Origin of the sequence: Amycolatopsis sp. NPDC006131 (genome assembly GCF_040614175.1) — a bacterium.
Classification (GTDB): Bacteria; Actinomycetota; Actinomycetes; order Mycobacteriales; family Pseudonocardiaceae; genus Amycolatopsis_E; species Amycolatopsis_E tucumanensis.
Genome location: NZ_JBEXTX010000039.1, coordinates 1 through 22515, shown reverse-complemented (window position 1 = coordinate 22515; position 22515 = coordinate 1). Strand labels below are relative to the sequence as shown.

At 72.6% G+C, this 22515-nt stretch carries 19 protein-coding genes; 8 read left to right on the top strand and 11 right to left on the bottom strand.

Translation table 11 applies throughout. From position 1 onward, the window contains the following. Positions 1–168: 168 nt before the first annotated feature. From ABZ215_RS20990 to ABZ215_RS20950, 9 genes are all read right to left on the bottom strand, one after another. Positions 169–849, bottom strand: a complete 681-nt coding sequence (locus ABZ215_RS20990) for a hypothetical protein (RefSeq protein WP_020420075.1) — start codon at positions 847–849, stop codon at positions 169–171. Between the two features lie 113 nt (positions 850–962). Beyond that, complete coding sequence (gene map, locus ABZ215_RS20985) at positions 963–1751, bottom strand: type I methionyl aminopeptidase (RefSeq protein ID WP_237339210.1); 789 nt, start codon at positions 1749–1751, stop codon at positions 963–965. A 303-nt stretch (positions 1752–2054) separates the two neighbouring features. Further along, entirely contained in the window at positions 2055–3614 is a 1560-nt protein-coding gene (gene purH / locus ABZ215_RS20980; protein WP_020420072.1) for a bifunctional phosphoribosylaminoimidazolecarboxamide formyltransferase/IMP cyclohydrolase, read from the bottom strand. After that, the gene (gene purN / locus ABZ215_RS20975; protein ID WP_027936174.1) at positions 3611–4228 is read right to left on the bottom strand and encodes a phosphoribosylglycinamide formyltransferase; all 618 of its coding nucleotides are present in this window, start codon (positions 4226–4228) and stop codon (positions 3611–3613) included. Before purN ends, purH begins: the two co-directional genes overlap by 4 nt. 51 nt (positions 4229–4279) lie before the next feature. Next, a complete protein-coding gene (locus ABZ215_RS20970) occupies positions 4280–5689 on the bottom strand; it encodes a DUF6350 family protein (RefSeq protein ID WP_354950921.1) in 1410 nt (469 codons plus the stop codon). A 159-nt stretch (positions 5690–5848) separates the two neighbouring features. Beyond that, positions 5849–6553 carry a DUF5336 domain-containing protein gene (locus tag ABZ215_RS20965; RefSeq protein ID WP_020420069.1) on the bottom strand — a complete coding sequence of 235 codons (705 nt, stop codon included), beginning with the start codon at positions 6551–6553 and terminating at the stop codon, positions 5849–5851. A gap of 201 nt (positions 6554–6754) precedes the next feature. Further along, the gene (gene sucD, locus ABZ215_RS20960; RefSeq protein ID WP_017986721.1) at positions 6755–7645 is read right to left on the bottom strand and encodes a succinate--CoA ligase subunit alpha; all 891 of its coding nucleotides are present in this window, start codon (positions 7643–7645) and stop codon (positions 6755–6757) included. Between the two features lie 5 nt (positions 7646–7650). Then, positions 7651–8820: an ADP-forming succinate--CoA ligase subunit beta gene (gene sucC, locus ABZ215_RS20955; RefSeq protein ID WP_020420068.1), complete on the bottom strand. Its 1170-nt coding sequence runs from the start codon at positions 8818–8820 to the stop codon at positions 7651–7653. Positions 8821–8975: 155 nt separating this feature from the next. After that, positions 8976–11501: a hypothetical protein gene (locus tag ABZ215_RS20950; RefSeq protein ID WP_354950919.1), complete on the bottom strand. Its 2526-nt coding sequence runs from the start codon at positions 11499–11501 to the stop codon at positions 8976–8978. Between the two features lie 535 nt (positions 11502–12036). On the opposite strand from ABZ215_RS20950, the gene ABZ215_RS20945 reads away from it, so the two are divergent. Next, positions 12037–12792, top strand: a complete 756-nt coding sequence (locus ABZ215_RS20945; RefSeq protein ID WP_020420066.1) for a M23 family metallopeptidase — start codon at positions 12037–12039, stop codon at positions 12790–12792. Between the two features lie 19 nt (positions 12793–12811). On the opposite strand, the gene ABZ215_RS20940 is transcribed toward ABZ215_RS20945, so the two are convergent. After that, positions 12812–13063 carry a hypothetical protein gene (locus ABZ215_RS20940; RefSeq protein WP_354710250.1) on the bottom strand — a complete coding sequence of 84 codons (252 nt, stop codon included), beginning with the start codon at positions 13061–13063 and terminating at the stop codon, positions 12812–12814. 409 nt (positions 13064–13472) lie between these two features. Continuing rightward, positions 13473–15878: a DNA helicase PcrA gene (gene pcrA / locus ABZ215_RS20935; protein WP_354950917.1), complete on the bottom strand. Its 2406-nt coding sequence runs from the start codon at positions 15876–15878 to the stop codon at positions 13473–13475. 110 nt (positions 15879–15988) lie between these two features. Between pcrA and ABZ215_RS20930 the strand changes: the two genes are divergently transcribed. The 7 genes from ABZ215_RS20930 to ABZ215_RS20900 all read left to right on the top strand — a co-directional run bounded on the left by ABZ215_RS20930 (position 15989) and on the right by ABZ215_RS20900 (position 22396). Continuing rightward, on the top strand, positions 15989–16375 hold the full coding sequence (locus tag ABZ215_RS20930) for a DUF1707 domain-containing protein (protein WP_354950915.1): 387 nt from the start codon (positions 15989–15991) through the stop codon (positions 16373–16375). 168 nt (positions 16376–16543) lie between these two features. Continuing rightward, a complete protein-coding gene (locus ABZ215_RS20925; protein WP_020420062.1) occupies positions 16544–16849 on the top strand; it encodes a chorismate mutase in 306 nt (101 codons plus the stop codon). 64 nt (positions 16850–16913) lie between these two features. Further along, positions 16914–17219, top strand: a complete 306-nt coding sequence (locus ABZ215_RS20920) for a hypothetical protein (RefSeq protein WP_354950913.1) — start codon at positions 16914–16916, stop codon at positions 17217–17219. Between the two features lie 363 nt (positions 17220–17582). Continuing rightward, complete coding sequence (locus tag ABZ215_RS20915; RefSeq protein ID WP_354950911.1) at positions 17583–18638, top strand: hypothetical protein; 1056 nt, start codon at positions 17583–17585, stop codon at positions 18636–18638. 162 nt (positions 18639–18800) lie between these two features. Next, complete coding sequence (locus ABZ215_RS20910; RefSeq protein WP_027936172.1) at positions 18801–19643, top strand: hypothetical protein; 843 nt, start codon at positions 18801–18803, stop codon at positions 19641–19643. Positions 19644–19827: 184 nt separating this feature from the next. Next, the gene (locus ABZ215_RS20905) at positions 19828–21369 is read left to right on the top strand and encodes a serine/threonine-protein kinase (RefSeq protein WP_354950909.1); all 1542 of its coding nucleotides are present in this window, start codon (positions 19828–19830) and stop codon (positions 21367–21369) included. Between the two features lie 82 nt (positions 21370–21451). After that, a complete protein-coding gene (locus ABZ215_RS20900; protein WP_354710252.1) occupies positions 21452–22396 on the top strand; it encodes a serine/threonine-protein kinase in 945 nt (314 codons plus the stop codon). Positions 22397–22515: the final 119 nt, after the last annotated feature.

The window sequence follows — 22515 nt, the reverse complement described above, 5'->3', positions numbered from 1 at the left end:
ACGCCGATGCCGGCATCGGCGAGCGTGGCACTCGCGGCCCGGCGCACCTCCCGCGCCGGGCCACCGTGCCGGTGGCGCCGCGCCGCGCCACCGCCGTCCCCGAGCCGCCTGCGCGCCTCGGCCCGTGGCCCGAAGCAACGGCGCTCGTCCCCGGAAGATCGCCGCGCATCAGCCCACCTCCCTGGCCAGTTCGAGCACCGGCTCGGGTGCTGCTGCCGGGGCCCCCGCAGACCCCGGCAGCAGCAGATCCGCCCGCCGGGGACGCGTCGCCGCGCCCCGGCCGGCACCCTGGACACGGACCCGCCGCTCACGCAGGTACCCGTGCCCGCCTTCGAGACCGGCCCAGCGGCCGGCCACGCAGTTCAGCTCCACCTCGGCGCCGGGCCACGGCCCCAGGGAGAGCAGCACGGCGCCCCGGTGCCGTGCCCGCGCCGAAAGACGCCGTGCCTCCTGCGGCGCCGCGCCCCGAGCGGCGACCGCCACCACGTCCACCCCGTCCAGCAGCGCGCCGGTGACCGCGGCGAACTCGGCCCCTGGCCGCGGCACCAGCGCGAGCCGGCTCACCTCGACCCCGAGTTCCGCGGCGGCCACCAGACCGAGGTCCGGCATCCCCACCGCCGCGGCCCACGATCCGGTCGCCGTCGCCTCGGCCAGCAGCGCCAGGAGCAACGACGTCGATCCGCGCACCGCGATCGTGCTCCCGCGCCGCAGGCCCGCCGACGGCAGCAGGCGGCGCAACTCCGGCAGCACCGGCAGGACACGCCCGGTCAGCTGGGCGTGCTCCGCCGCGGCGGCCACCCCGCTCGCCGTGCTCACCCCGGGCAGAGCTGCCAGTGTCGCGACCGACATGCCACCTCCCCACGACGCGCCTGCGAGAACCTGCGGACGTCACCGTGGGGAAGCCGGCGACTGTTCGAACTACTGTTCGATGCGCCTAGTTTGCCTCGAACACCTGTGCGATGTCAAGTCGAGGCGCGGTCCTCCGCGTCACGCCGCGTGAGCACCAGCGGGCCGTCCTCGGTGATGGCGACCGTGTGCTCGGAGTGCGCCGTGCGGGAGCCGTCGGCCGACCGGATGGTCCAGCCGTCGGGGTCGTGGACGATGCGGTCGGTCGTGCGCGCGAACCACGGTTCGAGCGCCAGTGTCAGGCCGGGCCGGAGCTTCAAGCCGCGGCCCGGACGGCCCTTGTTGGGGACGTGGAGGTCCTCGTGCATGGTGCGGCCGATGCCGTGACCACCGAACTCGGTGTTCACCGGGTAGCCGTACGCCTCGGCCACGGACCCGATCGCCGCCGAGATGTCGCCGAGGCGGTTGCCCGGGCGAGCCGCCTCGATCGCGGCCTCCAGCGCCTCCTCGGTGGCGCGGATGATCCGCAGGTCCTCCTCGGCGGCCGTCCCGACGACGACCGTGCGCGCCGAGTCGGCCGCCCAGCCGTCGATGCTCACCGCGAGGTCTGCGGTGAGCACGTCGCCGTCACGCAGCGTGTAGTCGTGCGGCAGGCCGTGCAGGACGGCGTCGTTGACCGACAGGCAGATGACATTGCGGAACGGGCCCTTGCCGAAGGACGGGGCGTAGTCCCAGTAGCAGGATTCGGCGCCGCGCCGCTTGATCATGCCGCGGACGTGGTGCTCCAGGTCCAGGAGGTTGACGCCCACGTCGGCGAGCCGGCCGACCTCGGTGAGCACCTCGGCCACGAAACGCCCGGTCACGTGCATGCGGTCGATCTCCGCAGGCGTCTTCAGTTCGATCACGGGTACCTCTTGTTCAGGGAACGGTATTGTTTGGACGGTATGATAATACCGCCTACCGTGCCCCTGCTGCGGCGCCAACCCGGATCACGCTCCGGACCAGCGGCGGCGCTCGAGGACCGGCGACGGGCGCGACGGTCACGGCCTTCGGCGGCTACCTCTAGGCCCTCGGTAAGGTCGCCGAACCTCGACGCCTCACGATCGTGCAGGGCGAAGACATGGGGCGGCGCAGCGAACTGCTCGTGGACGTCCACCCCGGCGACGAGCGGGTGACGATCACCAGGACCGCCACCCGCCTCCAGGCGATCAGTGGGCGAAGTGGCGCGTGCCCGTCAGGTACAGCGTCACGCCGGCCTCCTCGGCCGCCGCGATCACCTCGGCGTCCCGCACCGAGCCGCCGGGCTGGACGACGGCCTTCACGCCGGCGTCGATCAGCACCTGCAGCCCGTCCGGGAACGGGAAGAACGCGTCGGACGCGGCGACCGCGCCCTTGACCCGGTCACCGGCGCGCTGCACGGCCAGCCGGGACGAGTCGACGCGGTTGACCTGCCCCATGCCGACGCCGACCGTCGCACCGCCGCTGGCCAGCAGGATCGCGTTCGACTTCACCGCGCGGATCGCCCGCCACGCGAACACCAGGTCCGCGAGCGTGTCGGCGTCGGCGGCCTCGCCGGTGGCCAGCGTCCAGTTCGCAGGCGAGTCGCCGGGCGCGTCGATCCGGTCGACGGTCTGCACGAGCACCCCGCCGGAGATCGGCCGGAACTCGATCGGGTCGGCGTCGGTCAGCGCGGGCAGCTTCAGCAGGCGCACGTTCTTCTTGCGCTTGAGCACGTCCAGCGCCTCGTCCTCGAAGTCCGGCGCGAGCACGACCTCGGTGAACACCTCGGCGATCTGCTCGGCGGCCTCGCGGGTGATCGGCCGGTTCGCCGCGATCACGCCGCCGTAGGCCGACACCGGGTCGCAGGCGTGTGCCTTGCGGTGCGCCTCGGCGATGTCCAGGCCGACCGCGATGCCGCACGGGTTGGCGTGCTTGATGATCGCGACCGCCGGGCCCTCGAAGTCGTACGCGGCCCGGCGCGCGGCGTCGGTGTCGACGTAGTTGTTGTAGGACATGGCCTTGCCATGCAGCTGCTCGGCGTGCGCCAGCCCGCCGCGCCAGTGGCGGTACACCGCGGCGCGCTGGTGCGGGTTCTCGCCGTAGCGCAGCACTTCGCCGCGCTCCCAGGTGGCGCCGGTGAAGTCGGGGAAGCCGGAGTCGTCGGCCGGGGCGTAGGCGTTGGCGAACCACGACGCGACCGCGATGTCGTAGCTCGCGGTGTGCGCGTAGGCCTGAGCCGCCAGCCGCTTGCGGTCGGCCAGCGCGAAGCCGCCGGCGCGGACCTGCTCCAGCACCCACTCGTAGCGAGCCGGGTCGACCACGACGGCCACGTTGTTGTGGTTCTTCGCCGCGGCGCGCACCATCGCCGGACCGCCGATGTCGATGTTCTCCACGCAGTCCTCGGGGCTCGCGCCCGAGGCCACGGTCTCCCGGAACGGGTAAAGGTTGACGACCAGCAGGTCGAACGGCGCGATGTCCAGCTCACGCAGCTGCTCGACGTGCTCGGGCCGGTCGCGGTCGGCCAGCAGGCCGGCGTGCACCCGCGGGTGCAGCGTCTTCACGCGGCCGTCGAACGACTCCGGGAACCCGGTGACCTGCTCGACCGGCGTGACCGGCACGCCGGCGTCGGCCAGCGCCTTCGCCGTGCCGCCGGTGGAGACGATCTCCACACCCGCCGCGTGCAGCGCGGTGCCCAGCTCCAGCAGGCCCGTCTTGTCCGAAACGCCGATCAGCGCGCGCTTCACCGGACGCCGGTCTTCCACCGTCACCGCAACCTCACCTTCCGTCCCTCGACCGTGGCACCGGCCCGGCCGAGTCGTTCCACCACGTCCACGAGCAGCCGTCGTTCCACGACCTTGATCCGCTCGTGCAGCCTGTCCTCGTCGTCGTCCGGCTCGACCGCCACCGCCTCCTGGGCGATGATCGGCCCCGTGTCGACCCCGGCGTCCACGAAGTGCACCGTGCAGCCGGTCAGCTTGACGCCCAGCTCAAGCGCGTCGGCCACGGAGTGCATCCCCGGGAACGACGGCAGCAGGGCCGGGTGCGTGTTGATCACGCGGTTCGGGAAGCGCGTGAGGAAGTTCGTCCCCAGGATCTTCAGGAAGCCCGCCGACACGACCAGGTCCGGCTCGTAGGCGGCGACCGCCTCGGTGAGGGCCTTGTCCCAGGCGTTGCGGTCCGGGTGGTCGCTCAGCCGGACGGTGAAGTGCGGCACCCCGGCGCGCTCGGCGCGGGCCAGCGCCTCGACGCCCGTGCGGTCGGTGCCGACGGCCACGATCTTCGCCGGGAAGCCGACGCGTTCGGTCGCGTCCAGGAGCGCCTGCAGCAGCGTGCCCGATCCGGAGGCGAGCACCACCAGCTTGACCGGGACGGGCAGTTCCAACCGGCTGGAGTTCAACGCCTCTCCTTCGCCCGTGCCAACGTCCTGACCAGACTAACTGGGCTCGTCGGGCTTCCCGTTGGTGGGCGGTCGCTCCTCGCTGTCGTCCGGCTCGTCCTCGGGCTCCCCTTCGGTGTCCTCTTCCGGGTCCTCCTCGGCAGGCTCCTCGGCGCTCTCTTCGGCCTCGGCCTCCAGCTCTTCGAGCTCGGCGTCGAGGTTCTCCAGCTCGGCCTCGATTTCGGGCTCCACCTGGGGTTCCTCCGGCTCGGGCGCCGGCTCGGGGCGCGCGTGCGGGCCGGCGAACCAGGCGATCAGACCGCCGGGCACCGCGATCCAGCCGAACGCGGCGACGGACACCAGCCCGACCGGGATGGCCACCGGGTCGAACGCACCGCCGCCGAGCCTGCCGCCGGCGAGCGTGCCGAGCAACACACAACCGAACCCGACGAGCGCACCCGCGATGGCGACGATCCGCAGCCGCGCGAGCGGGTTCTCGTCGGCGCGCCGCAGCGACCAGCCGAGCAGCGCGCCGACCCCGGCCGGCAGCAGCATCAGGACCGGCCACCACGGCGCGGCGTGCTCGGGAACGCCGGCCAGCACCGGCAGCCCGGGCACCGGACCGCCGGTGAACGAGAACGCGCTCGCCGAGAACGACCCGATCGAGAAACCCGGACCGGTGACGAAGGCCAGGCCGCCGACCACGGCGTTGGGCAGGTACCCCAGCGACAGCAGCAGCATCCCGGCGCCGCTGCCGAACCCGGGGGCGTTCGCCGCGAACAGCTGGCGGATCGTGCCCGAGGCGAGGACCAGGCCGACGGTGTGCACGAGCGCGCCGACAGCGAGCAGCCCGGCCAGGCCCAGCGCACCGGCCCTCAGCCCGCGCACCGCGAGCGGGTCCAGGTAGTCGCGGGCGGCTGCCGCGACACCGGACCGCGACGCCGCTCCGGCCGCGGCGGCGACGCCCGCCAGGACCGCAGGCACGGCGAACGCGGACAACGGCTCGACGCGCACCCCGGCGCCGTCGTCGAACAACGCGATACCGAGGCCGGCGAGGGCGTGCGCACTGGTCACGGCGGCGATCAACGGCACGGTCGCACCCGGCTCGGCATAGCCGAGGCGTTGCGTGGCGGTCGCCGCCGACCGGGCGACCAGCGCCAGCGCGCCGATCGTCGCCAGCAGCGGCAGCACGCCCAGCGGGCGCCCGGCGATCTCCACAGGCACCTGGTAGGCGGCGAGCCAGCCCGGCCCGGCCGCGCGCAGCACACCGCCGATCGAGAACTCCCCCGCCGCGGCCATGGCCGTGACCAGCCCGAACAGGGCCGCGACCACGACGTACCCGGCGACGATGGGACCGAGGACCGCCGCGGCGAACACCCTCGCCCGGACGACCGGTGAGCGCTCGCCCCGGTCTCCCGGGTCCGTCACCCCTTTCCCGGATCGGCGGTACGAGGTGAGCACCTGCATGCCTCGCACCCTCGCACCAACACTGCTCCGGCCGGGTGAGCCACGCCGTTCCTCCCTCATGCGGGTTAAGCCACACAACGGTGGTGTCGAGCAAGACGCGGCGCGCGAAACGAAAAGCGCCCCTTCCCTGGCCGGGAAGGGGCGCTCCTGCGGAGAAGATCAACCCTGGGGGCTGCCACCGGGCGGGGTGCCGGGGTGCTGGCCCTGCTGGCCCTCGGGCTTGGCCGCCGGGTTGTAGAACTGGCCCTGCTGCGGGGCGTAGACGGTGGACTGCTGCTGCGGCGGCGTCACCGGCGGGCCGTACTGGGTGCCCGACGGGCCGCCCTTCTGCTCACCGGGGCCCTGGCCGAACTGGCCCGGCTGTCCGTAGGGCTGGCCGTACTGCGGCTGCTGCGGCTGCGGCATCTTCAGCACACCCGCGTCGAACAGCAGCGCCGCGACCGCGACCAGCATCTGCAGGATGCCCAGGATCAGGATCACCGTGTAGATGCCCGGGGTCTCGGCCTGCTCCGGGATGTGCACGACCACCAGGATCGCGGTGAGCGCGCCGAGCACGCTGAACAGCACCGCGAACGGGAGCGTCCGCGGGCCCCTCGGCAGCACCGACAGGCCGGCCAGCAGACCGCCCACGAGCAGGAACAGGACCGGCTGGTCGGCGCCCTGCGCCTCCTCGGAGAAGCCGATGAAGTAGTTCACCAGGCCCAGCAGGGCGATGAACAGCGTCAGGATCATGCTCAGGTTCGCCGGCGACAGGCTCGGGCCCTGCTGCGGCGGGGGCTGCTGCTGGGGGAACCCGCCGGTCCCCGGGGGCTGGCCACCGCCGCCCTGCTGCGGGTATCCCGGTCCACCACTGGGGAACGTCATCGCGCTTGCTCTCCTGTCTTCGCCCGAACCGGGGTGCCGATATGTCCGGGAACGATGCAACACGTCCCGGGGTTCCCGGTCACCCCATCCGGCTATCCGACGTGCCGGGACGGCAAACGGTTGCGTCGAATTTCGGGGGCCGGGAAGCACGCCGGCCGGGCACCGCGAACGGTGCCCGGCCGGGGTGTGGACCGCTACGGGTCAGTGCAGGTTCTCGTACAGCTCCCGGGCCAGCGCGGCGGTCTCGGACGGCGTCTTGCCGACCTTCACGCCCGCGGCCTCGAGGGCCTCCTTCTTCGCCTGCGCGGTGCCTGCGGAGCCGGACACGATCGCGCCCGCGTGCCCCATCGTCTTGCCCTCGGGGGCGGTGAAGCCCGCGACGTAGCCGACGACCGGCTTGGTCACGTTCTCCTTGATGTAGGCCGCGGCCCGCTCCTCGGCGTCGCCACCGATCTCGCCGATCATGACGATGACCTCGGTCTCCGGGTCGGCCTGGAAGGCCTCCAGAGCGTCGATGTGCGTGGTGCCGATGACCGGGTCGCCACCGATGCCCACGGCGGTGGAGAAGCCGATGTCACGCAGCTCGTACATCATCTGGTAGGTCAGCGTGCCCGACTTCGACACCAGCCCGATCTTGCCGGGGCCGGTGATGTTGGCCGGGATGATGCCGGCGTTCGACTTGCCCGGCGAGATGACGCCGGGGCAGTTCGGGCCGATGATGCGGGTCTTGTTGCCCTTGGCGACGGCGTGGGCCCAGAAGTAGGCCGAGTCGTGCACCGGGATGCCCTCGGTGATCACCACGGCGAGCGGGATCTCGGCGTCGATGGCCTCGATCACGGCGTCCTTGGCGAACTTCGGCGGCACGAAGATGACCGACACGTCGGCGCCGGTCTCCTTCATGGCCTCCTCGACCGTGCCGAACACGGTGAGGTCCTTGCCCGCGATGGTGACGGTCTGGCCTGCCTTGCGGGCGTTCACGCCGCCGACGATGTTCGAGCCGGCCTGCAGCATCTTGGTCGCGTGCTTGGTGCCCTCGGACCCGGTGATGCCCTGAACGATGATCTTGCTGCTGGAATCGAGGAAGATCGACATGTCTCTTACGCTCCTGCCGCGGCCAGCTCGGCAGCCTTGTCCGCTGCGTTGTCCATGGTGTCCACCTGCGTGACCAGCGGGTGGTTGGCCTCGTTGAGGATCCGGCGGCCTTCCTCGACGTTGTTGCCGTCGAGACGGACCACGAGCGGCTTGGTGGCCTCGTCGCCCAGGATCTTGAGGGCTTCGACGATGCCGGTCGCGACCGCGTCGCACGCGGTGATGCCACCGAAGACGTTGACGAACACCGACTTGACGGCCGGGTCGTTCAGGATGACGTCCAGGCCGGCGGCCATGACCTCGGCCGAGGCGCCGCCGCCGATGTCGAGGAAGTTGGCGGGCTTGACGCCGCCGTGCTTCTCACCGGCGTAGGCGACCACGTCCAGGGTGGACATGACGAGGCCCGCGCCGTTGCCGATGATGCCGACCTCGCCGTCGAGCTTGACGTAGTTGAGGTCCTTCGCCTTGGCCTTGGCCTCCAGCGGGTCCTCGGTCTGCTTGTCGACGAGCTCTTCCTGCTTCGGCTGCCGGAAGGCGGCGTTCTCGTCCAGGGTGACCTTGCCGTCGAGGGCGACGATCTTGTCCTGCGGGTCGCGGACCAGCGGGTTGACCTCGACCAGGGTGGCGTCCTCGGCCACGAAGGTCTCCCACAGCTTGACGACCACGTCGGCCGCCTGGTCGCGGATGGCCTCGGGGAAGTTGCCCTGGGTCAGGATCTCCAGCGCCTTGGCCTTGTCGACACCGGCGATCGCGTCGACCGGCACCTTGGCGAGCGCCTCGGGCCGCTCCACGGCCAGCTGCTCGATCTCCATGCCGCCCTCGGCGGACGCCATGGCCAGGAAGGTGCGGTTGGCGCGGTCCAGCAGGAAGGAGAAGTAGTACTCCTCCGCGATGTCGGACGCCTCGGTCACCAGCACGCGGTGCGTGATGTGGCCCTTGATGTCGAGGCCGAGGATGGCTTCGGCCTTCTCCTTGGCCTCGGCCGGGTCCTTGGCGAGCTTCACGCCACCGGCCTTGCCGCGGCCACCGGTCTTCACCTGGGCCTTGACGACGACCTGTCCACCGATCTTCTCGGCGGCGGCCTGGGCTTCTTCCGGGGTGCTCGCTACGGCGCCGGGCAGTACCGGCACGCCGTGGGCGGCGAAGAGGTCCTTCGCCTGGTATTCGTAGAGGTCCACTACTCCAGTCTCCTGACGACACACACCGCCTGAGTCACCGGTCGTCTCGCGAGGGGCGATCCGCAGGCGGGTGCTTGTTGCAAACCATGCTGCCGGACGGAGACGACCCTAGCGACCTGGGCTTTGGCTCGGGGCGGCGCATCCGGTGAACTCGGTCACCGTATGGATCCAGAGCGTGGTTTCGGGGTGTGAATCGAGCCACGCGCGGCCAGAACCGCGGCGATGACCAGGGCGAGGGCGCAGCCCAGCGCGAGCCACCAGCCCAGCCCGGCGTGCGCTCCGGCGATCTCATCACCCACGAGTGGCAGCTCCGCGGCACGCAGCCCGGCGACGCAGGCGGCACCGGCGAGCAGCGCCGCGGCGCGGGCGGGACGGCACCGCGGGGCGAGGACGCACGCGCCGAGGACGGTGAGCAGCGCGACCAGCAGGCCCCACGAGGGGGTGCCGAAGCTCGACCAGAGGGCGGGTTCGACGTAGTCCGGCGCGAGGATCGAGGGCGTGCCGAAGGCGCCGATGGCGAGTATCCCCGCGGCGACCAGCGGGGTGAGCAGGTCCGCGCCGGGCAGGGCGGGTCCGTCGCCGAGCGCGGTGGCCGGGTCGGTGGTCTCGTCCCGTTCGACCATCCCCGCGACGACGGAGCAGCAGGCGGTGATGGCCGACCCGACGATCGCGAGCGCGGTCCAGAGCACGCCGGGCCCCGGGGTGAGACCGGCGCCGAGTTCGGTGGCGGTGACGGCCATGGTCAGGACCGCGGTGCCGGCGAGCGGGACCGTGACCCAGGCGACCGAGAGCGCGGGCCGGGCGTAGGCCGCGGGGCCGGCGGTGAACATGACGAGGCCGAGCACGCCGACCAGCAGCCCCGCGACGAGCAGTGCCGAGCGGGAGGGACTCTGCGGGCCGTTGAGGGTCTCGGTGATGACCACCTGGGGCGTGAGGGCGCCGGCGATGGCCGCGGCGGAGGTGAGCACGGCGAGGACGCCGGTGACGATCCGCAGGCGGCGGATGCCGGGCAGGGTGATCTCGCCCGCCTCGTCGTCCTGGGCGGCGTCCCGGGTGGCCGCGGTGGGCAGGAACGCGGCGGCGATCATCCCGGCCGCCCCGACGAGCACGAGGATCGGCCCCGCCGAGAGGCGCACGCCGGGCAGGCTGAGCCCGGAGACGAGGTTCGGCAAGCCGACAACGGCGGCGGTGACGCCGAGCCCGAGCAACCCGCCCCGGGCGACGGCCGTGCCCGAGCCGGCGAGCAACACGGTGGCGACGGGCAGAGCGAAGGCGAGCAGGAGACTCCCGGCGAGCACGAGGCCCGGGCTCTCGAACGCGCTATCGGCGGGCAGGAAGGCGTCGGTCGAGGTGAAGGGCGCCATCATGACCCCGACGCCCGCGACGACCGCGGCGAACATCCCGAAAACCAACCCCCCACGGCTCACCTCGGCCGCCTCGGGCCAGGTGCTCTCGGGAGCAGGGGCCTGGTCGGCGGGGTCGGCGGGGGTGGCGGCCCGGCCAGGGCCCGCGCCGGGGGTGCGGCCACGGCGGGCGCCAGCGGCTCGGCCAGGGCGGGCGCCAACGGCCGGACCAGAGGCGCGGCCGGAGGCAGGCGCCGAGTCGGAGTCGCCACCGGGCGCAGCGGTGGGGCCGGAGCCGGCGTCGGGGGCAGCGGTCTGGCCGGAGCCGCCGCCGGGGGCAGATGCCCGGTCCGAGCCGCCGTCGGCGGCCGCAGGCCGATCAGAGCTGCCGTCGGGGGCAGAGGCCCGGTCGGCGGCGTCGGCGCGGGTGGTGGCTCGGCCAGCCTCGTCGGCGCGGGTGGCGGCGTCGCTGGAGGTGGCGGCTTCGCCCGAGGTGGCGGCGTCGCTGGAGGTGGCGGGCCTGTCGGCGGCGGAGTCGTCTGTGCCTGCATCGCCAATGGTGGCGGAATATTCGGTTCGCGAATTGCGAGCCGGAAGGGCGCCGGTCTTCTTGTCGGCGTTCCCGGTGCGCTCCCCCTCATCACCGGCGGACAGGTCATCACTTCCGCTGGCAGCTGCGCCACCGGCCGCATCCGCGGCGTTGCGGCCACGCACCGCGGTGCCGCCAGGTGCGTCACCGCCGGTGGTCCGGGCAATGCTGCCGGGATTGGTGCTGGGGCTGCTCGGGCCAGGGCCTCCGGTGGCGCGGGCGGCGGCAGCTTCGGCGGCGGCGGACGCCCTCGGAGTCCACGGGGTGTCCGCCTTCGGCGCGGCGGCTCGTGTTGCCATCACCCCGGCGGCGATCGCGGCCACGTGGCCCGCCAGGAGGAGCCACAGTCCGGGCGCGGTGCCGGGGTCGGCCAGTGAGTGCAGCCGGAACAGCTCCGGGCGCGCCGCGCGGACCGGGTCCGTCAGCAGGATCAGGTCGAGCACCAGCCGCCCGGGGGCGAGCGCCGCCACGGCTGCCAGCACTCCCGCCGCCGTCTGGTGGCGTCCCTTCAGCGCGAGCACCGCGACCACGGCCATCGGCGCGACGGCGAGCACCACCAGCAACGGCACGCTGTTGAACCCGCGCGCCACGCCGTTCACCACGGGCACGGCGGCACCCACGGCGAGCAGCACGGCCGAGACCGCACCCACCACGTAGGCCGCGACGGACGGGGACCGGCCCGCGGTGGCCGTGTCGGGAATGGCGTCGAGCTGCACGGCAGCCGCGCCGCCGGTGCTGTCAGTGTCCATGTGTTCTCACGTCGTCGAGGGTCGGAGGAGCGGTCAGGACGGCCGGCCTCGGCGTCCGAGAGCCGCGGGCGCACCGCAGCCTGTGCCTGACACCGGCGCCCGGCACCACCGCCTCACAGACGATCGCGGGCCCGCGCGGTCTCGCTACCGACACCGGCGCCGACGCTAGCAAGCCTCCGAGGTTGCCCCCGGAACGCCACGAACTAACAAACCGTGTCGCACGTCACACCAACGGCGGAATATCCCCTCTACCCAGTGTCATCGCTGCTGCTGGACAGCCGGCCCGCGCCCCACGTTCGGCCCAGACGGCGGCCGGTTCTTGCCGTCGACCACGTCCCTTCGTTACTGTCCCCCGGTCCCCATCACGGTCAGGTCACGATGTGGGCGACGGGCAGCCAACCCCCGAACGGTTGCCCACCGGGATCCCCCGCCCGGCGCCCGCGGTCTGACCCCCCGAGCAACGGAAGGCCCTGACTTGGCTCGATACCGCTCCCCCGGCGGCCAAGCTCCTTCCCCGGAACTCGACGACGACGCTATGGACGGCGCCGTCGTCCGTGTCCGGGGCGCCCACCGGCTCCCTGCGCCCTCGTCGGCGCTGCGCGGCCGGGTCGTCGTCGCCGCGGTCGCGGCCGGCGCGTTCGCCGCTGCCGCCGCAGGACAGACCCTCCAGGCCGTGCAGACCTCCGACGCCGGTGTGACCCCGCTGGCCAACGCGGAGGACGCCAGCGCGTCGTTCGCCGTCGGTGGTGACGCCCCCACCGGCGCTCCCGAGATCCTTCCCGCGGCCAACTTCACGGACGCGTCGGCCGAGGTGCAGCGCCTCACCGACAGCGAGAACGTCACGATGGCCCGCCAGGCCCGGGACGCCGAAGCCGCCCGCGCCGCCGCCGAAGAGGCCGCCCGGCCGAAGACCTGCCTGCCCGCGAAGGGCACCTACACCTCCGGCTTCGGCGCCCGCTGGGGCACCAGCCACTACGGCATCGACATCGCCAACTCGATCGGCACCCCGATCTACGCCGCCTCCGACGGCACCGTGATCGAGGCCGGCCCGGCCAGCGGCTTCGGGCTGTGGGTGAAGATCCAGCTGGAGGACGGCACCGTGCAGGTGTACGGCCACATGAACAGCTACTCGGTGCGCGAGGGCCAGAAGGTCAAGTGCGGTCAGAAAATCGCCGAGATCGGCAACCGCGGCCAGAGCACCGGCCCGCACCTGCACTTCGAGGTGTGGCTCAACGGCACCAAGAAGGTCGACCCGCGCACGTGGCTCGCCGCTCGCGGCGTCTACCTCTGACGGCCCCTCCCTGGCTCGCTCACGGGGCGTCCGGCCGCACGAAATAGGCCACCGCGACCTGCCAGACCCCACACAGCCGCCGCGAAGTGCGCCGGCACAGCACGCACCGGCCGTCCGGCCCGCCGTGCCGCTCCAGCAGCGCCTGCCAGGCTCCGAGGACGACGAGCGCCTCCGCGGCGGGTAGTGCGCCGTCGCGAGTCGCACGCGCGACCATGCGCTCGACGCGTTCGAGGACGCCCGCCCGCACGTACGGGAACCACTGCCTGCCCACACCATGACCTCCCGAGGGTTCGAACTTTCGTTCGAGACAGTTGTATCGGAGGGGTCTGACAGTTTTGGCGCGGTCGGGCAGCGGGGGTGGACGTTCGCTCGAACGGGTTAATGGGGCGTGCTCACGCTTGAGTTGCGGGCAGCGGTAGGCGGGGCGCAAGGCAGCTGGCAGCGGCGGCGGCCGGGGGACGGCACGCGCCGCGGCGGGGCTCATGCCATGGCGGCAGATACGGCGCAGGCGGCCAGCAGCCGTGGCGCGCGGCCAGACGGCGCGTGACGGCGAACAGGATCTACAGCGTGAATGGATGCCGCGGTCGGCGGCGGAAACGGCACCAGCGGGCGACCGCGGTGACGGCAGCGGCGGTGGCGGTGGCGGCCGAGGAACGGCACGCCACCGCGGCCAGCAACACCTACAGCTTCACCATCGGCACGCTGCCGATCAGCATCAGCTTCACCTTGCCCGCACTGCCGAAATCGATCGTCGCCGTGGCGCGGGGGCCCTCGCCGGACGCCTCGACCACCGTGCCGAGTCCGTACTTGTCGTGGTTGACCCGGTCGCCCACCTCGAGCTTCAGCGCGACCGTGTTCTGCCAGCCCTTGAACGGCGTCGACCGCATGCCGCGGGCCGCGATGCCCGCCTGCGCGGAATCCTCGCCGAAGCGGGAGCGGCGGCCCCAGGTGGTCGCGGCGCGCGGAGAACCGAAGGACGACTCGGCGGCGGACGACGGCTCCTCGCGGCGCCAGTCGAGCAGCTCGGACGGCACCTCGTCGAAGAACCGGGACGCCGGGTTCGTCATCGGCTGCCCCCACGCCGACCGGGTGATCGCCCGGCTCAGGTACAGCCGCTGCCGCGCCCGCGTGATCGCCACGTACGCCAGCCGCCGCTCCTCCGCCAGCTCGGCGGGCTCGCCCAGCGCACGCAGGTGCGGGAACACCCCGTCCTCCCAGCCCGTGCAGAACACCACCGGGTACTCCAGCCCCTTGGCGGTGTGCACGGTCATCAGCGTGACCACGCCGGAGTCCTCGTCCTCGCCGTCGGAGTCCGGCGTCGGCACCGAGTCGGCGTCCGCGACCAGCGACACCCGCTCCAGGAACGCCGCCAGCGAGCCCGGCTCGGGCACCCCGTCGTCGTCCTCGGCGAGCGGCGCCATCTCGGCCGCCTGCTCCGCGAACTCGCGGGCGACGGTGACGAGCTCGGTCAGGTTGTCCACGCGCGAGGCGTCCTGCGGGTCGTCGGACTCCTCCAGCTCCGCCCGGTACCCGGTGCGCTCCAGCACCGCTTCGAGCACGTCCGCGACCTCGGCGCCGCTGTCGACCAGCTCGATCAGCCCGTCGAGCAGCTCGACGAACCCGGCGATCGCCTTGGCCGAGCGCGGGTTGAGCAGCGCCACCCGGCCCGCCGCGGCGTCGCGCAGCGCGGCCGCGAACGAGATCCGCTCGCGCTCGGCGTGGGTGGCCACGCACGCCTCGGCCCGGTCGCCGATGCCCCGCTTGGGCACGTTGAGGATGCGGCGCAGGCTGACCGTGTCCTCCGGGTTGGCCAGCACCCGCAGGTACGCCAGCGCGTCCCGGACCTCGCGGCGCTCGTAGAACCGGACGCCGCCGACCACCCGGTAGGGCAGGCCGAGCCGGATGAAGATCTCCTCGAACACCCGCGACTGGTTGTTGGTGCGGTAGAAGACCGCGACGTCGGAGTACTTCGCCTGGCCCTGGTCGACCAGCGCGTCGATCTCGCCCGCGACGAACGCCGCCTCGTCGTGCTCGTTGTCGGCGACGTACACGCCGATCTTCTCGCCGTCCCCGGAGTCGGTCCACAGCCGCTTGTCCCGGCGATTCGGGTTGCGCGCGATGACCGCGTTGGCCGCGGACAGGATGGTCTGGGTGGAGCGGTAGTTCTGCTCCAGCAGGATCGTGCGGGCGTCCGGGAAGTCCCGCTCGAACTCCTCGATGTTGCGGATCGTGGCGCCGCGGAAGGCGTAGATCGACTGGTCGGCGTCACCGACGACGCACAGCTCCGCGGGCTCGACGCCGGACTCGCTGGTCGACGTGCCGACCAGCTCCCGCACCAGCGTGTACTGGGCGTGGTTGGTGTCCTGGTACTCGTCGACCAGCACGTGCCGGAACCGGCGGCGGTAGTGCTCGGCGACGTCCGGGAAGGCCTGGAACAGCTCGACGGTGCGCATGATCAGGTCGTCGAAGTCGAACGCGTTGGCCAGCCGCAGCCGCCGCTGGTACTCGGCGTAGACCTCGGCGACGCGGCGCTCCAGGTCGTTGGACGCCTTCGCGGCGGCGTCCTCCGGGTCGGTCAGCTCGTTCTTGTGGTTGGAGATGTGCACCGCCAGCGCGCGGGCCGGGTAGCGCTTGGGGTCGATGTCCAGGTCGCGCGCCACGAGCGTGACCAGCCGTCGCGTGTCGTCGGCGTCGTAGATCGAGAAGTTCGACGACATGTCCAGCGTCTTGGCCTCGCGGCGCAGCAACCGCACGCACATCGAGTGGAACGTGGAGACCCACATCGCGTTGGCCCGCCTGCCGACGAGGTCGCTGACGCGCTCGCGCATCTCGGCCGCGGCCTTGTTGGTGAACGTGATCGCCATGATCTCGCCCGGGTGCACGCCGCGTTCGGCCAGCAGGTAGGCGATCCGGCGGGTCAGCACCCGGGTCTTGCCCGACCCGGCGCCCGCGACGACCAGCAGCGGCGCGCCCGCGTGCGTGACCGCCTCCCGCTGCGCGGGGTTCAGGTCGGCGAGCAGGTCGGCGTGGCGGCCCGGCGCTGGGCGCGCGGGCGGCTCGGCGGGGAGGTCGAACAGGGTGCTCATCGGTTCTCCACGCTACTCGGGGGCACTGACGGTTTACCGCGCCGGACGTACCGCCAGGTGTCGTCGGCGGACGGACGCGCGCCCGCTCGCCGCGGCGGAGGATCGACGGCATGGACGCACCATCGAACCGGATCCGCGCCGGGGACCAGGACCGGGAGCGCGTGGCGACCCGGCTGCAGGAAGCGAGCGGCGAGGGCAGGCTGACCCTAGGCGAAGCCGAAGATCGCCTCGCCGCCGCCTACGCCGCGACCTACGTCGACGAACTGTCCGCGCTCACGCGGGACCTACCGGAACCAACGCCGCCGCGCCCCTCGCGCTTCCCCGTGCCCCTGCGGGTGCACGCCGCGGTGGTGGCCGTGCTGTCCGCGCTGCTCGTCACGCGGTTCGCGGTGTCGGACGCGGAGTTCTTCTGGCCGGCGTTCCCGATGTTCTGGCTCGGCGTGAGCCTGGTCGCACACGCGGCCGCCCGCGGCCGGGGGCGAGTTGTGCCATACTGATCTCGTGCAGCACCACGCGTACCGATTTTTCTACGGGATCCGGACTCCGGCTCCCGTGATCGCGTAGGTGCCCACACCACACCGTCACCACAAGCCCCGGAGTCCGCGGACCCGGGGCTTTCGTCGGCTTCGGGGCCGTGCGGGTCCGGGAACCGACCGGAGGGCCCGATGAACGCACAGACGAACGAGAAAGCAACCCCGCCGGAGACCTCCGGCGAACCCGTCGCCACGGCCGAGGAGATCGCCGAGTTGCGCAAGGAGATCGACTGGCTCGACTCCGAGATCCTGCGGCTCGTCAAGCGCCGGGTCGAGGTCTCCCAGACGATCGGCGCCGCGCGGATGGCCGCGGGCGGCACCCGCATCGTCTACAACCGCGAGATGGACGTGCTCGCCCGCTACCGCGAACTCGGCCCGGACGGCCGCCAGCTCGCGATGGCGTTGCTGAACCTGGGGCGCGGTCGGCTCGGCCGCTGAAAATCGTCCGATTTCCGGGGCTTCCCGGAGGTCCGGTGGCTCGGCGGACGGGCACACTGGAGACATGATTAACGTCATCGCGGTCATCATCGCGATCGCCAGTGTGCTCGCCTCGCTAGCCCATGTGGGTTACCTGGCGCTGCTGAACAACGCGGCGAACAAGCGGGCCGGCGGCGCGCCGGTCGCGCAGTACGTCCGCAGCCGGTGGGCGCTCGCCGGCGGAACCTCCGCCGCGGCGCTCCTCGCGTGGCTGTTCACCGCGGGTGGGCCGGCAATGGACATCCTCGCGATCATCGTCGCCGCGGGCAGCGGCGCGGTCGCGACCAAGGCCCTCCAGTCGACCCAGGCGCGCTACCGAAGCGGTGGGTGACCGGAGCGCCGACGCCCCAACAGAGTGAACTTGCGGGCTCACGCTTTGACGACCGGCGCGGGCTCTTACTCTTTAGGGCGTGGGATGCCCCAGATTCGGCTCCGCGCGCCCGGCGACAGGCCGTGCGCGTGCAGACGAACGTGCACCCGCACATGCACGGCCTGCTCCATTCGGTCGAATCGGCCTCTTTCCGGCGTCAGACGACGCAGAGGGCGGTGTCCACACGGCATGACACGCGGGGCCGATTTCACGGAAAGCTCTCGTTCCCGGACCGGCCGGCACCGCCGTGGTGCCGGAACCTGGACCCCGGTCGTCCCGGCGCATCCGCCGGCCGCCCGGCGGGCTCCGGAGCCGTTCCGGCCGATGCCGGTGCACCCGCGAAGCTCCGAGCCGTTCGACGCCCCCGCCCGCGGCTCGCTGCCGCTGACCGAACGCATCTCCACCACCGACGTCTTCCCGGCCGCGCACGGTGAGCTCCCCCTGCCCGAGCCGCCAGCCGCGCCCGAGCCGCCCGCGCCGCCTGCCGCGAAACCGGGGCAGCGCCCCCAGCGGACCAAGGTCAAGCTGACCCCGCCGCGCCGCCGCGAGGCCGAGGACACCGACGTGCGCGTGTACGAGGCGGCCCCGGTGACCGGCCTCGGCTCCTTCGACCTCGGCAACGTGCCCGCGTCGGTCACCCCGCCGCGGAGCTGGCGCAAGGCCGCCTGGTTCGCCACCGCCTCGTCGGGCGGCGTCGTCGTCGCGCTGATGTTCGCCGGCTCGGCGTTCGTGGCGAAACCGGCGCCGGACCAGGCCGGCGGCGCGTGGGTGCCCGGCCTCGGCGGCGGGGTGCCCACCCTCTCCGGCGAGCAGATCGCCCCGCCCAGCTCCGGCGGCGACGAGAGCGGCACGTCCAGCACGTCCCGCGACGACATCCGGGACACCGGCGCGACCAGCGCCCGGCCGACCGAGAGCGCGGGCGTGCGCGCGCCCGCGGGATCGAGCACGGTCCGCGACACCTCGGCGACCGGCGGCCCGGCGAGCGGCACGACCACCGCGACGCCGACCACCAGCAGCGTCCCGCCCAAGCCGGCGCCATCCCCCGCGCCCTACGAGGCGGACCCGTACCGGTTCGCCGCGTACGCGGACGAGGACCCGAAGACGCTGGCCAGCAACTCGCAGACCTACCTCGACACGGTGACCGAGAACCCCGAGGCCGCCGCGAGCCTGACCGACGGCGAGCTGAAGCAGGAAGGCCCGCAGGGGCTGGAGCGCAAGTACGCCGAGGTGGCGTACTTCCAGGTCAAGCACATCCGCGTGCACCAGTACGACGGCAAGACGGTGTGCACCGTGCAGACCGTCTACAAGGACGGCCGCGAGGTCACCGAGGAGCGCACGCTGGAGTTCTCCGGCGACAAGATCACCAACGACGGTGCCTGACCACCGCACTGCTCCAGGTGGGTGACGGTGACTGCCGTTCGTCGTTCCCCGGTGCCCCTCCACCGATCGGGTGTGGCAGGTAACGCGGTACGGGGGTTCGCTGATTAACAGCTAGACAGCCCCGGCCAGTCCCCCGAGACGGAAGATCCAGACGACAGGTCCATGAGAGTCGCACACGAACGGCGTCGCGCCACCCGCACGCCGGACGCACTCCGCGTCGAGGAGCTGATCTCCCCCGAGATCCTCGACAACGAGATGGTCGACCGCGAGTACCTCACACAGGTGTTCCGCGAGCCGCGGAAGTACCTGCCGCCGCCGCGCGTCCGGACCAGGACCGAGCCGCAGCGGGAGCCGGAGAGCCGGGGCGCGAAGCTCGCCAAGCTCACCGGGCTCACCATGGCGGGCACGCTGCTCGTGGGCGCGGTCGTGGCGTCGTCGGTGCTCAGCCGCGGCCGGGACCAGTCGGCCGCGCCGGTCAGCCCCGCCCCGCCGCAGATCACCGGGGCGGCCGCGCTCGGCGGGTTCGCCGCGGGCGGCGCGCCGGGCGGCAAGCAGGGCAGCAACACCGTGGGTCACGCCGAGGCGACCAGCACCCCGCTCACCCAGGTGCCGGTGGCCCAGACCCAGCCCGCGGAGACCGGGGCGCCCGTCGCGCCCGAGGGCTCCGCGACCACGACGACGACCGCCCCCGTGCTGACCGACGCGGAGAAGCTGGCGGTGGTCAACGAGTTCTACCGGCGGGTCGATTCCGCACCGGAGAAGGCGCTGGACCTGCTCAGCCCGGCGCTGGCCGGTGAAGAGGCCGGCGACCTGGTGCGGGCGTGGAGCACCATGCGCCAGGTCGAGGTGGTGGAGACGCGCGTGCAGCCGGACGGGTCCGTGCTCGCCGTGGTGCTGATGCGCCGCGACGACGGCACCCGGCTGCGCGTCACCCAGCAACTGGGGCTCGACGAGGCCGGACGCAGCATCTCGGAAGCGGTCCTGCTGGCCGCCGAGGAGCTGTAGCGGACGTCATACCAGGCACGGTCCGGGCCGCCCCAGACAGTGCCGGATGCATGCGCGCAGAGTGAGCACCCTAGCCTTGATTGACGGATCTGGCCCAACCCCCGGCCCACGGGCCGAGCTACGTGCATAGGCTTCCAGGCGTGCGGCACTGTCGCGCCCTGAAACAGCCCCCGAAGGAGGTCGCGTGAGCGACGAGGGTCGCCTGGTCGCCGGCCGGTACCGGATCGAGCGGCGAATCGGCAGCGGCGCCATGGGTGCCGTGTGGCAGGCGCACGACGACGTACTCGGCCGCTCGGTCGCGATCAAGCAGTTGCTTCTGCAACCTGGACTGGACCAGCACGAGGCCGAGGACGCCAAGCAGCGCACGATGCGTGAGGGCCGCATCGCCGCCCGCCTGCACCACCCGAACGCGATCTCCGTCTTCGACGTCGTCACCGACGACAACGGCCACCCGTGCCTGGTGATGGAGTACCTGCCGTCGACGAGCCTCGCCGAGCTGCTGCGCGACCGGAAGACGCTGCCGCCGCGCGAGGTCGCGCGCATCGGCGCCCAGATCGCGGCCGCCCTCAAGGAGGCGCACGCGGTCGGGATCGTGCACCGGGACATCAAGCCGGGCAACATCCTGCTCGCCGACAACGGCGTGGTGAAGATCACGGACTTCGGCATCTCGCGTGCCAAGGACGACGTGACGGTCACCAAGACCGGCATGATCGCGGGCACCCCGGCCTACCTGGCGCCGGAGGTCGCGATCGGTGGCGACCCGGGCCCGGAGGCGGACGTCTTCTCGCTGGGCTCCACGCTGTACGCGGCATGCGAGGGCCAGCCGCCGTTCGGTCTGAGCGAGAACACCCTGAGCCTGCTGCACGCGGTCGCCGCGGGGCAGATCAACCCGCCGCGGCAGTCCGGTCCGCTCGCCAGCGTGCTGGCCGTGCTGCTGCACCCGGAGGTCCAGCACCGCCCGACCGCCGCGGAGGCCGAGGAGCTGCTCGCGGCCGTGGCGCGCGGTGAGACACCGCTGGGCGGTCCGGACGACGAGACGCGGTTCTCGCCCTCCGGCGGAGCGCTCGCCGGTGGCGCGCTCGCGGCTGGAGCGCTGGGCGCGGCGGCCGGAGCCGGCGCCACGCGGGCTTTCCGCGGTGACGAGCTCGGCGCGCACTCCGGCACGCTGGCCGGCGGCGCGAGCGACCAGTTCTACGACGAGTACGACGACTACTCGGACGACCCGTACGCCGCCACCGCCGCGTACCCGACGGACGACTACGACCGCCAGGGCGCGACGCGCGCGGTGCCTGCGGGCTACGACGGCTACGACGACGAGCCCCGGGCCGCCGCGGCGGACGACGAGGACGAGAAGCGGGGCAAGTGGAAGGTGCCCGCCGCCATCGGCGCCGTCGTGGTGGCCGGTCTCGTGGCGCTCGGCATCTGGTTGTTCACGCCGGTGAACAACAACACCACGAACACCACCGAGACCAGCCCGCCGGTGGTGCCGCCGCTGGTGACCAGCTCGTCGGTGGAGACGACGGAGAGCTCGACGCCGACCGCGACGCGCTCGAGCCAGGCCAACGAGCCGACGAAGTCCTCCCCCTCGCGGCGCAGCTCCGCCGAGGAGTCGACCCCGCGGACCAGCTCGCCCACCAAGTCGAGCCCGTCGAAGACGCCGACGAGCACCCCGACTTCGGACGACAACGAGCCGACCGGGTCGGGCTCGGCCACGCCTTCGCCGTAGGAAACGACTGCCGGAAACGTTCAGGATCGGTCAGTAGGGTGGTGGGTGACTATCCGACAGGCCGGAACGACGAGAGGGTGTAGTGGGTACTGAGGGCGCACTCGTCGGCGGCCGGTACCGATTGGACCAACCGATCGGTCGTGGCCGCGCCGGAATCGTGTGGCTGGCGTACGACACGCAGCTGAACCGCACGGTGGCCGCCAAGAAGATGTCGGTCGCGCCGGGGCACAGCGAGCAGTCCGTCGCCGCCGCCCTGGAAGAGGGCCGCGCCGCGATGCGGATCCAGCACGCCTGCGCGATCGGCGTCTACGACGTGCTCCGCGACGGGCCGGACCCGTGGGTGGTCATGGAGTACGTGCCCTCCCGCAACATGGCGGACTTCCTGAGCGAGTACGGGACGCTCACGCCCGACCAGACCGCGTTCCTGGGCATCCAGCTCGCGTCCGCGCTGGCCGCGGCGCACCGGGCCGGAGTGGTGCACCGCGGGCTGGAGCCGGGCAACGTGCTGCTCGCCGACGACGGTGGCGTCAAGGTCACCGACATCGGGTTCACCGGCGCCGGTTTCAACCCCGCCTATCGGGCCCCGGAACTCTCGCGGGGCGCGACCGCCGCGCCGGCCACCGACGCGTTCTCGCTCGGCGCCACCCTCTACACGGCTGTCGAAGGCGTGCCGCCCTACGGCGACCACGGCGGCGGGCCGCTGCGGCAACCGGAGAAGGCCGGTGTGCTCGCGCCCGCGCTGATGAAGCTCCTGCGCGAGGACCCGCTGAGCCGCCCCACGCTCGGCGACAGCATCACCTCGTTCCAGGCGATCACGCAGGGACGGCAGACCGCGTTCATCCCGCCCACCGCGCCCGCGCTGCCGACCGTGCCCGCGTTCCGGCCGCCGTCGCCGCCGCCGCCTCCGCCGAAGGAGCCGTTGGTGCGGATCTCACCGGTCCGGGCGCGGCAGTTGATCCTCGCGACGATGGCTGTGCTGGTCGCGGCGGCTATTGGGATCGGGGTTACGCAGCTTCTTTTTCTCTGAGCGGGCGCTACGCTTTCTCAATCGCCGGCTTCGCTTCGCTACGCCCCGGTTGAGTCCTCCCGAACCCGATCTTTCAGTGTTCGGTTGCCGAGACACCGCGTCAAGGCGGGAAAGCGTGC

What these genes read in the sequence shown, in the direction of transcription:
- ABZ215_RS20990 (WP_020420075.1), bottom strand. Translation starts at nt 849, where the DNA reads ATGTCGGTCGCGACACTGGCAGCTCTGCCCGGGGTGAGCACGGCGAGC.
- ABZ215_RS20970 (WP_354950921.1), bottom strand. Translation starts at nt 5,689, where the DNA reads ATGCAGGTGCTCACCTCGTACCGCCGATCCGGGAAAGGGGTGACGGAC.
- ABZ215_RS20965 (WP_020420069.1), bottom strand. Translation starts at nt 6,553, where the DNA reads ATGACGTTCCCCAGTGGTGGACCGGGATACCCGCAGCAGGGCGGCGGT.
- sucD (WP_017986721.1), bottom strand. Translation starts at nt 7,645, where the DNA reads ATGTCGATCTTCCTCGATTCCAGCAGCAAGATCATCGTTCAGGGCATC.
- ABZ215_RS20950 (WP_354950919.1), bottom strand. Translation starts at nt 11,501, where the DNA reads ATGGACACTGACAGCACCGGCGGCGCGGCTGCCGTGCAGCTCGACGCC.
- ABZ215_RS20945 (WP_020420066.1), top strand. Translation starts at nt 12,037, where the DNA reads ATGGACGGCGCCGTCGTCCGTGTCCGGGGCGCCCACCGGCTCCCTGCG.
- pcrA (WP_354950917.1), bottom strand. Translation starts at nt 15,878, where the DNA reads ATGAGCACCCTGTTCGACCTCCCCGCCGAGCCGCCCGCGCGCCCAGCG.
- ABZ215_RS20930 (WP_354950915.1), top strand. Translation starts at nt 15,989, where the DNA reads ATGGACGCACCATCGAACCGGATCCGCGCCGGGGACCAGGACCGGGAG.
- ABZ215_RS20925 (WP_020420062.1), top strand. Translation starts at nt 16,544, where the DNA reads ATGAACGCACAGACGAACGAGAAAGCAACCCCGCCGGAGACCTCCGGC.
- ABZ215_RS20920 (WP_354950913.1), top strand. Translation starts at nt 16,914, where the DNA reads ATGATTAACGTCATCGCGGTCATCATCGCGATCGCCAGTGTGCTCGCC.
- ABZ215_RS20915 (WP_354950911.1), top strand. Translation starts at nt 17,583, where the DNA reads ATGCCGGTGCACCCGCGAAGCTCCGAGCCGTTCGACGCCCCCGCCCGC.
- ABZ215_RS20910 (WP_027936172.1), top strand. Translation starts at nt 18,801, where the DNA reads ATGAGAGTCGCACACGAACGGCGTCGCGCCACCCGCACGCCGGACGCA.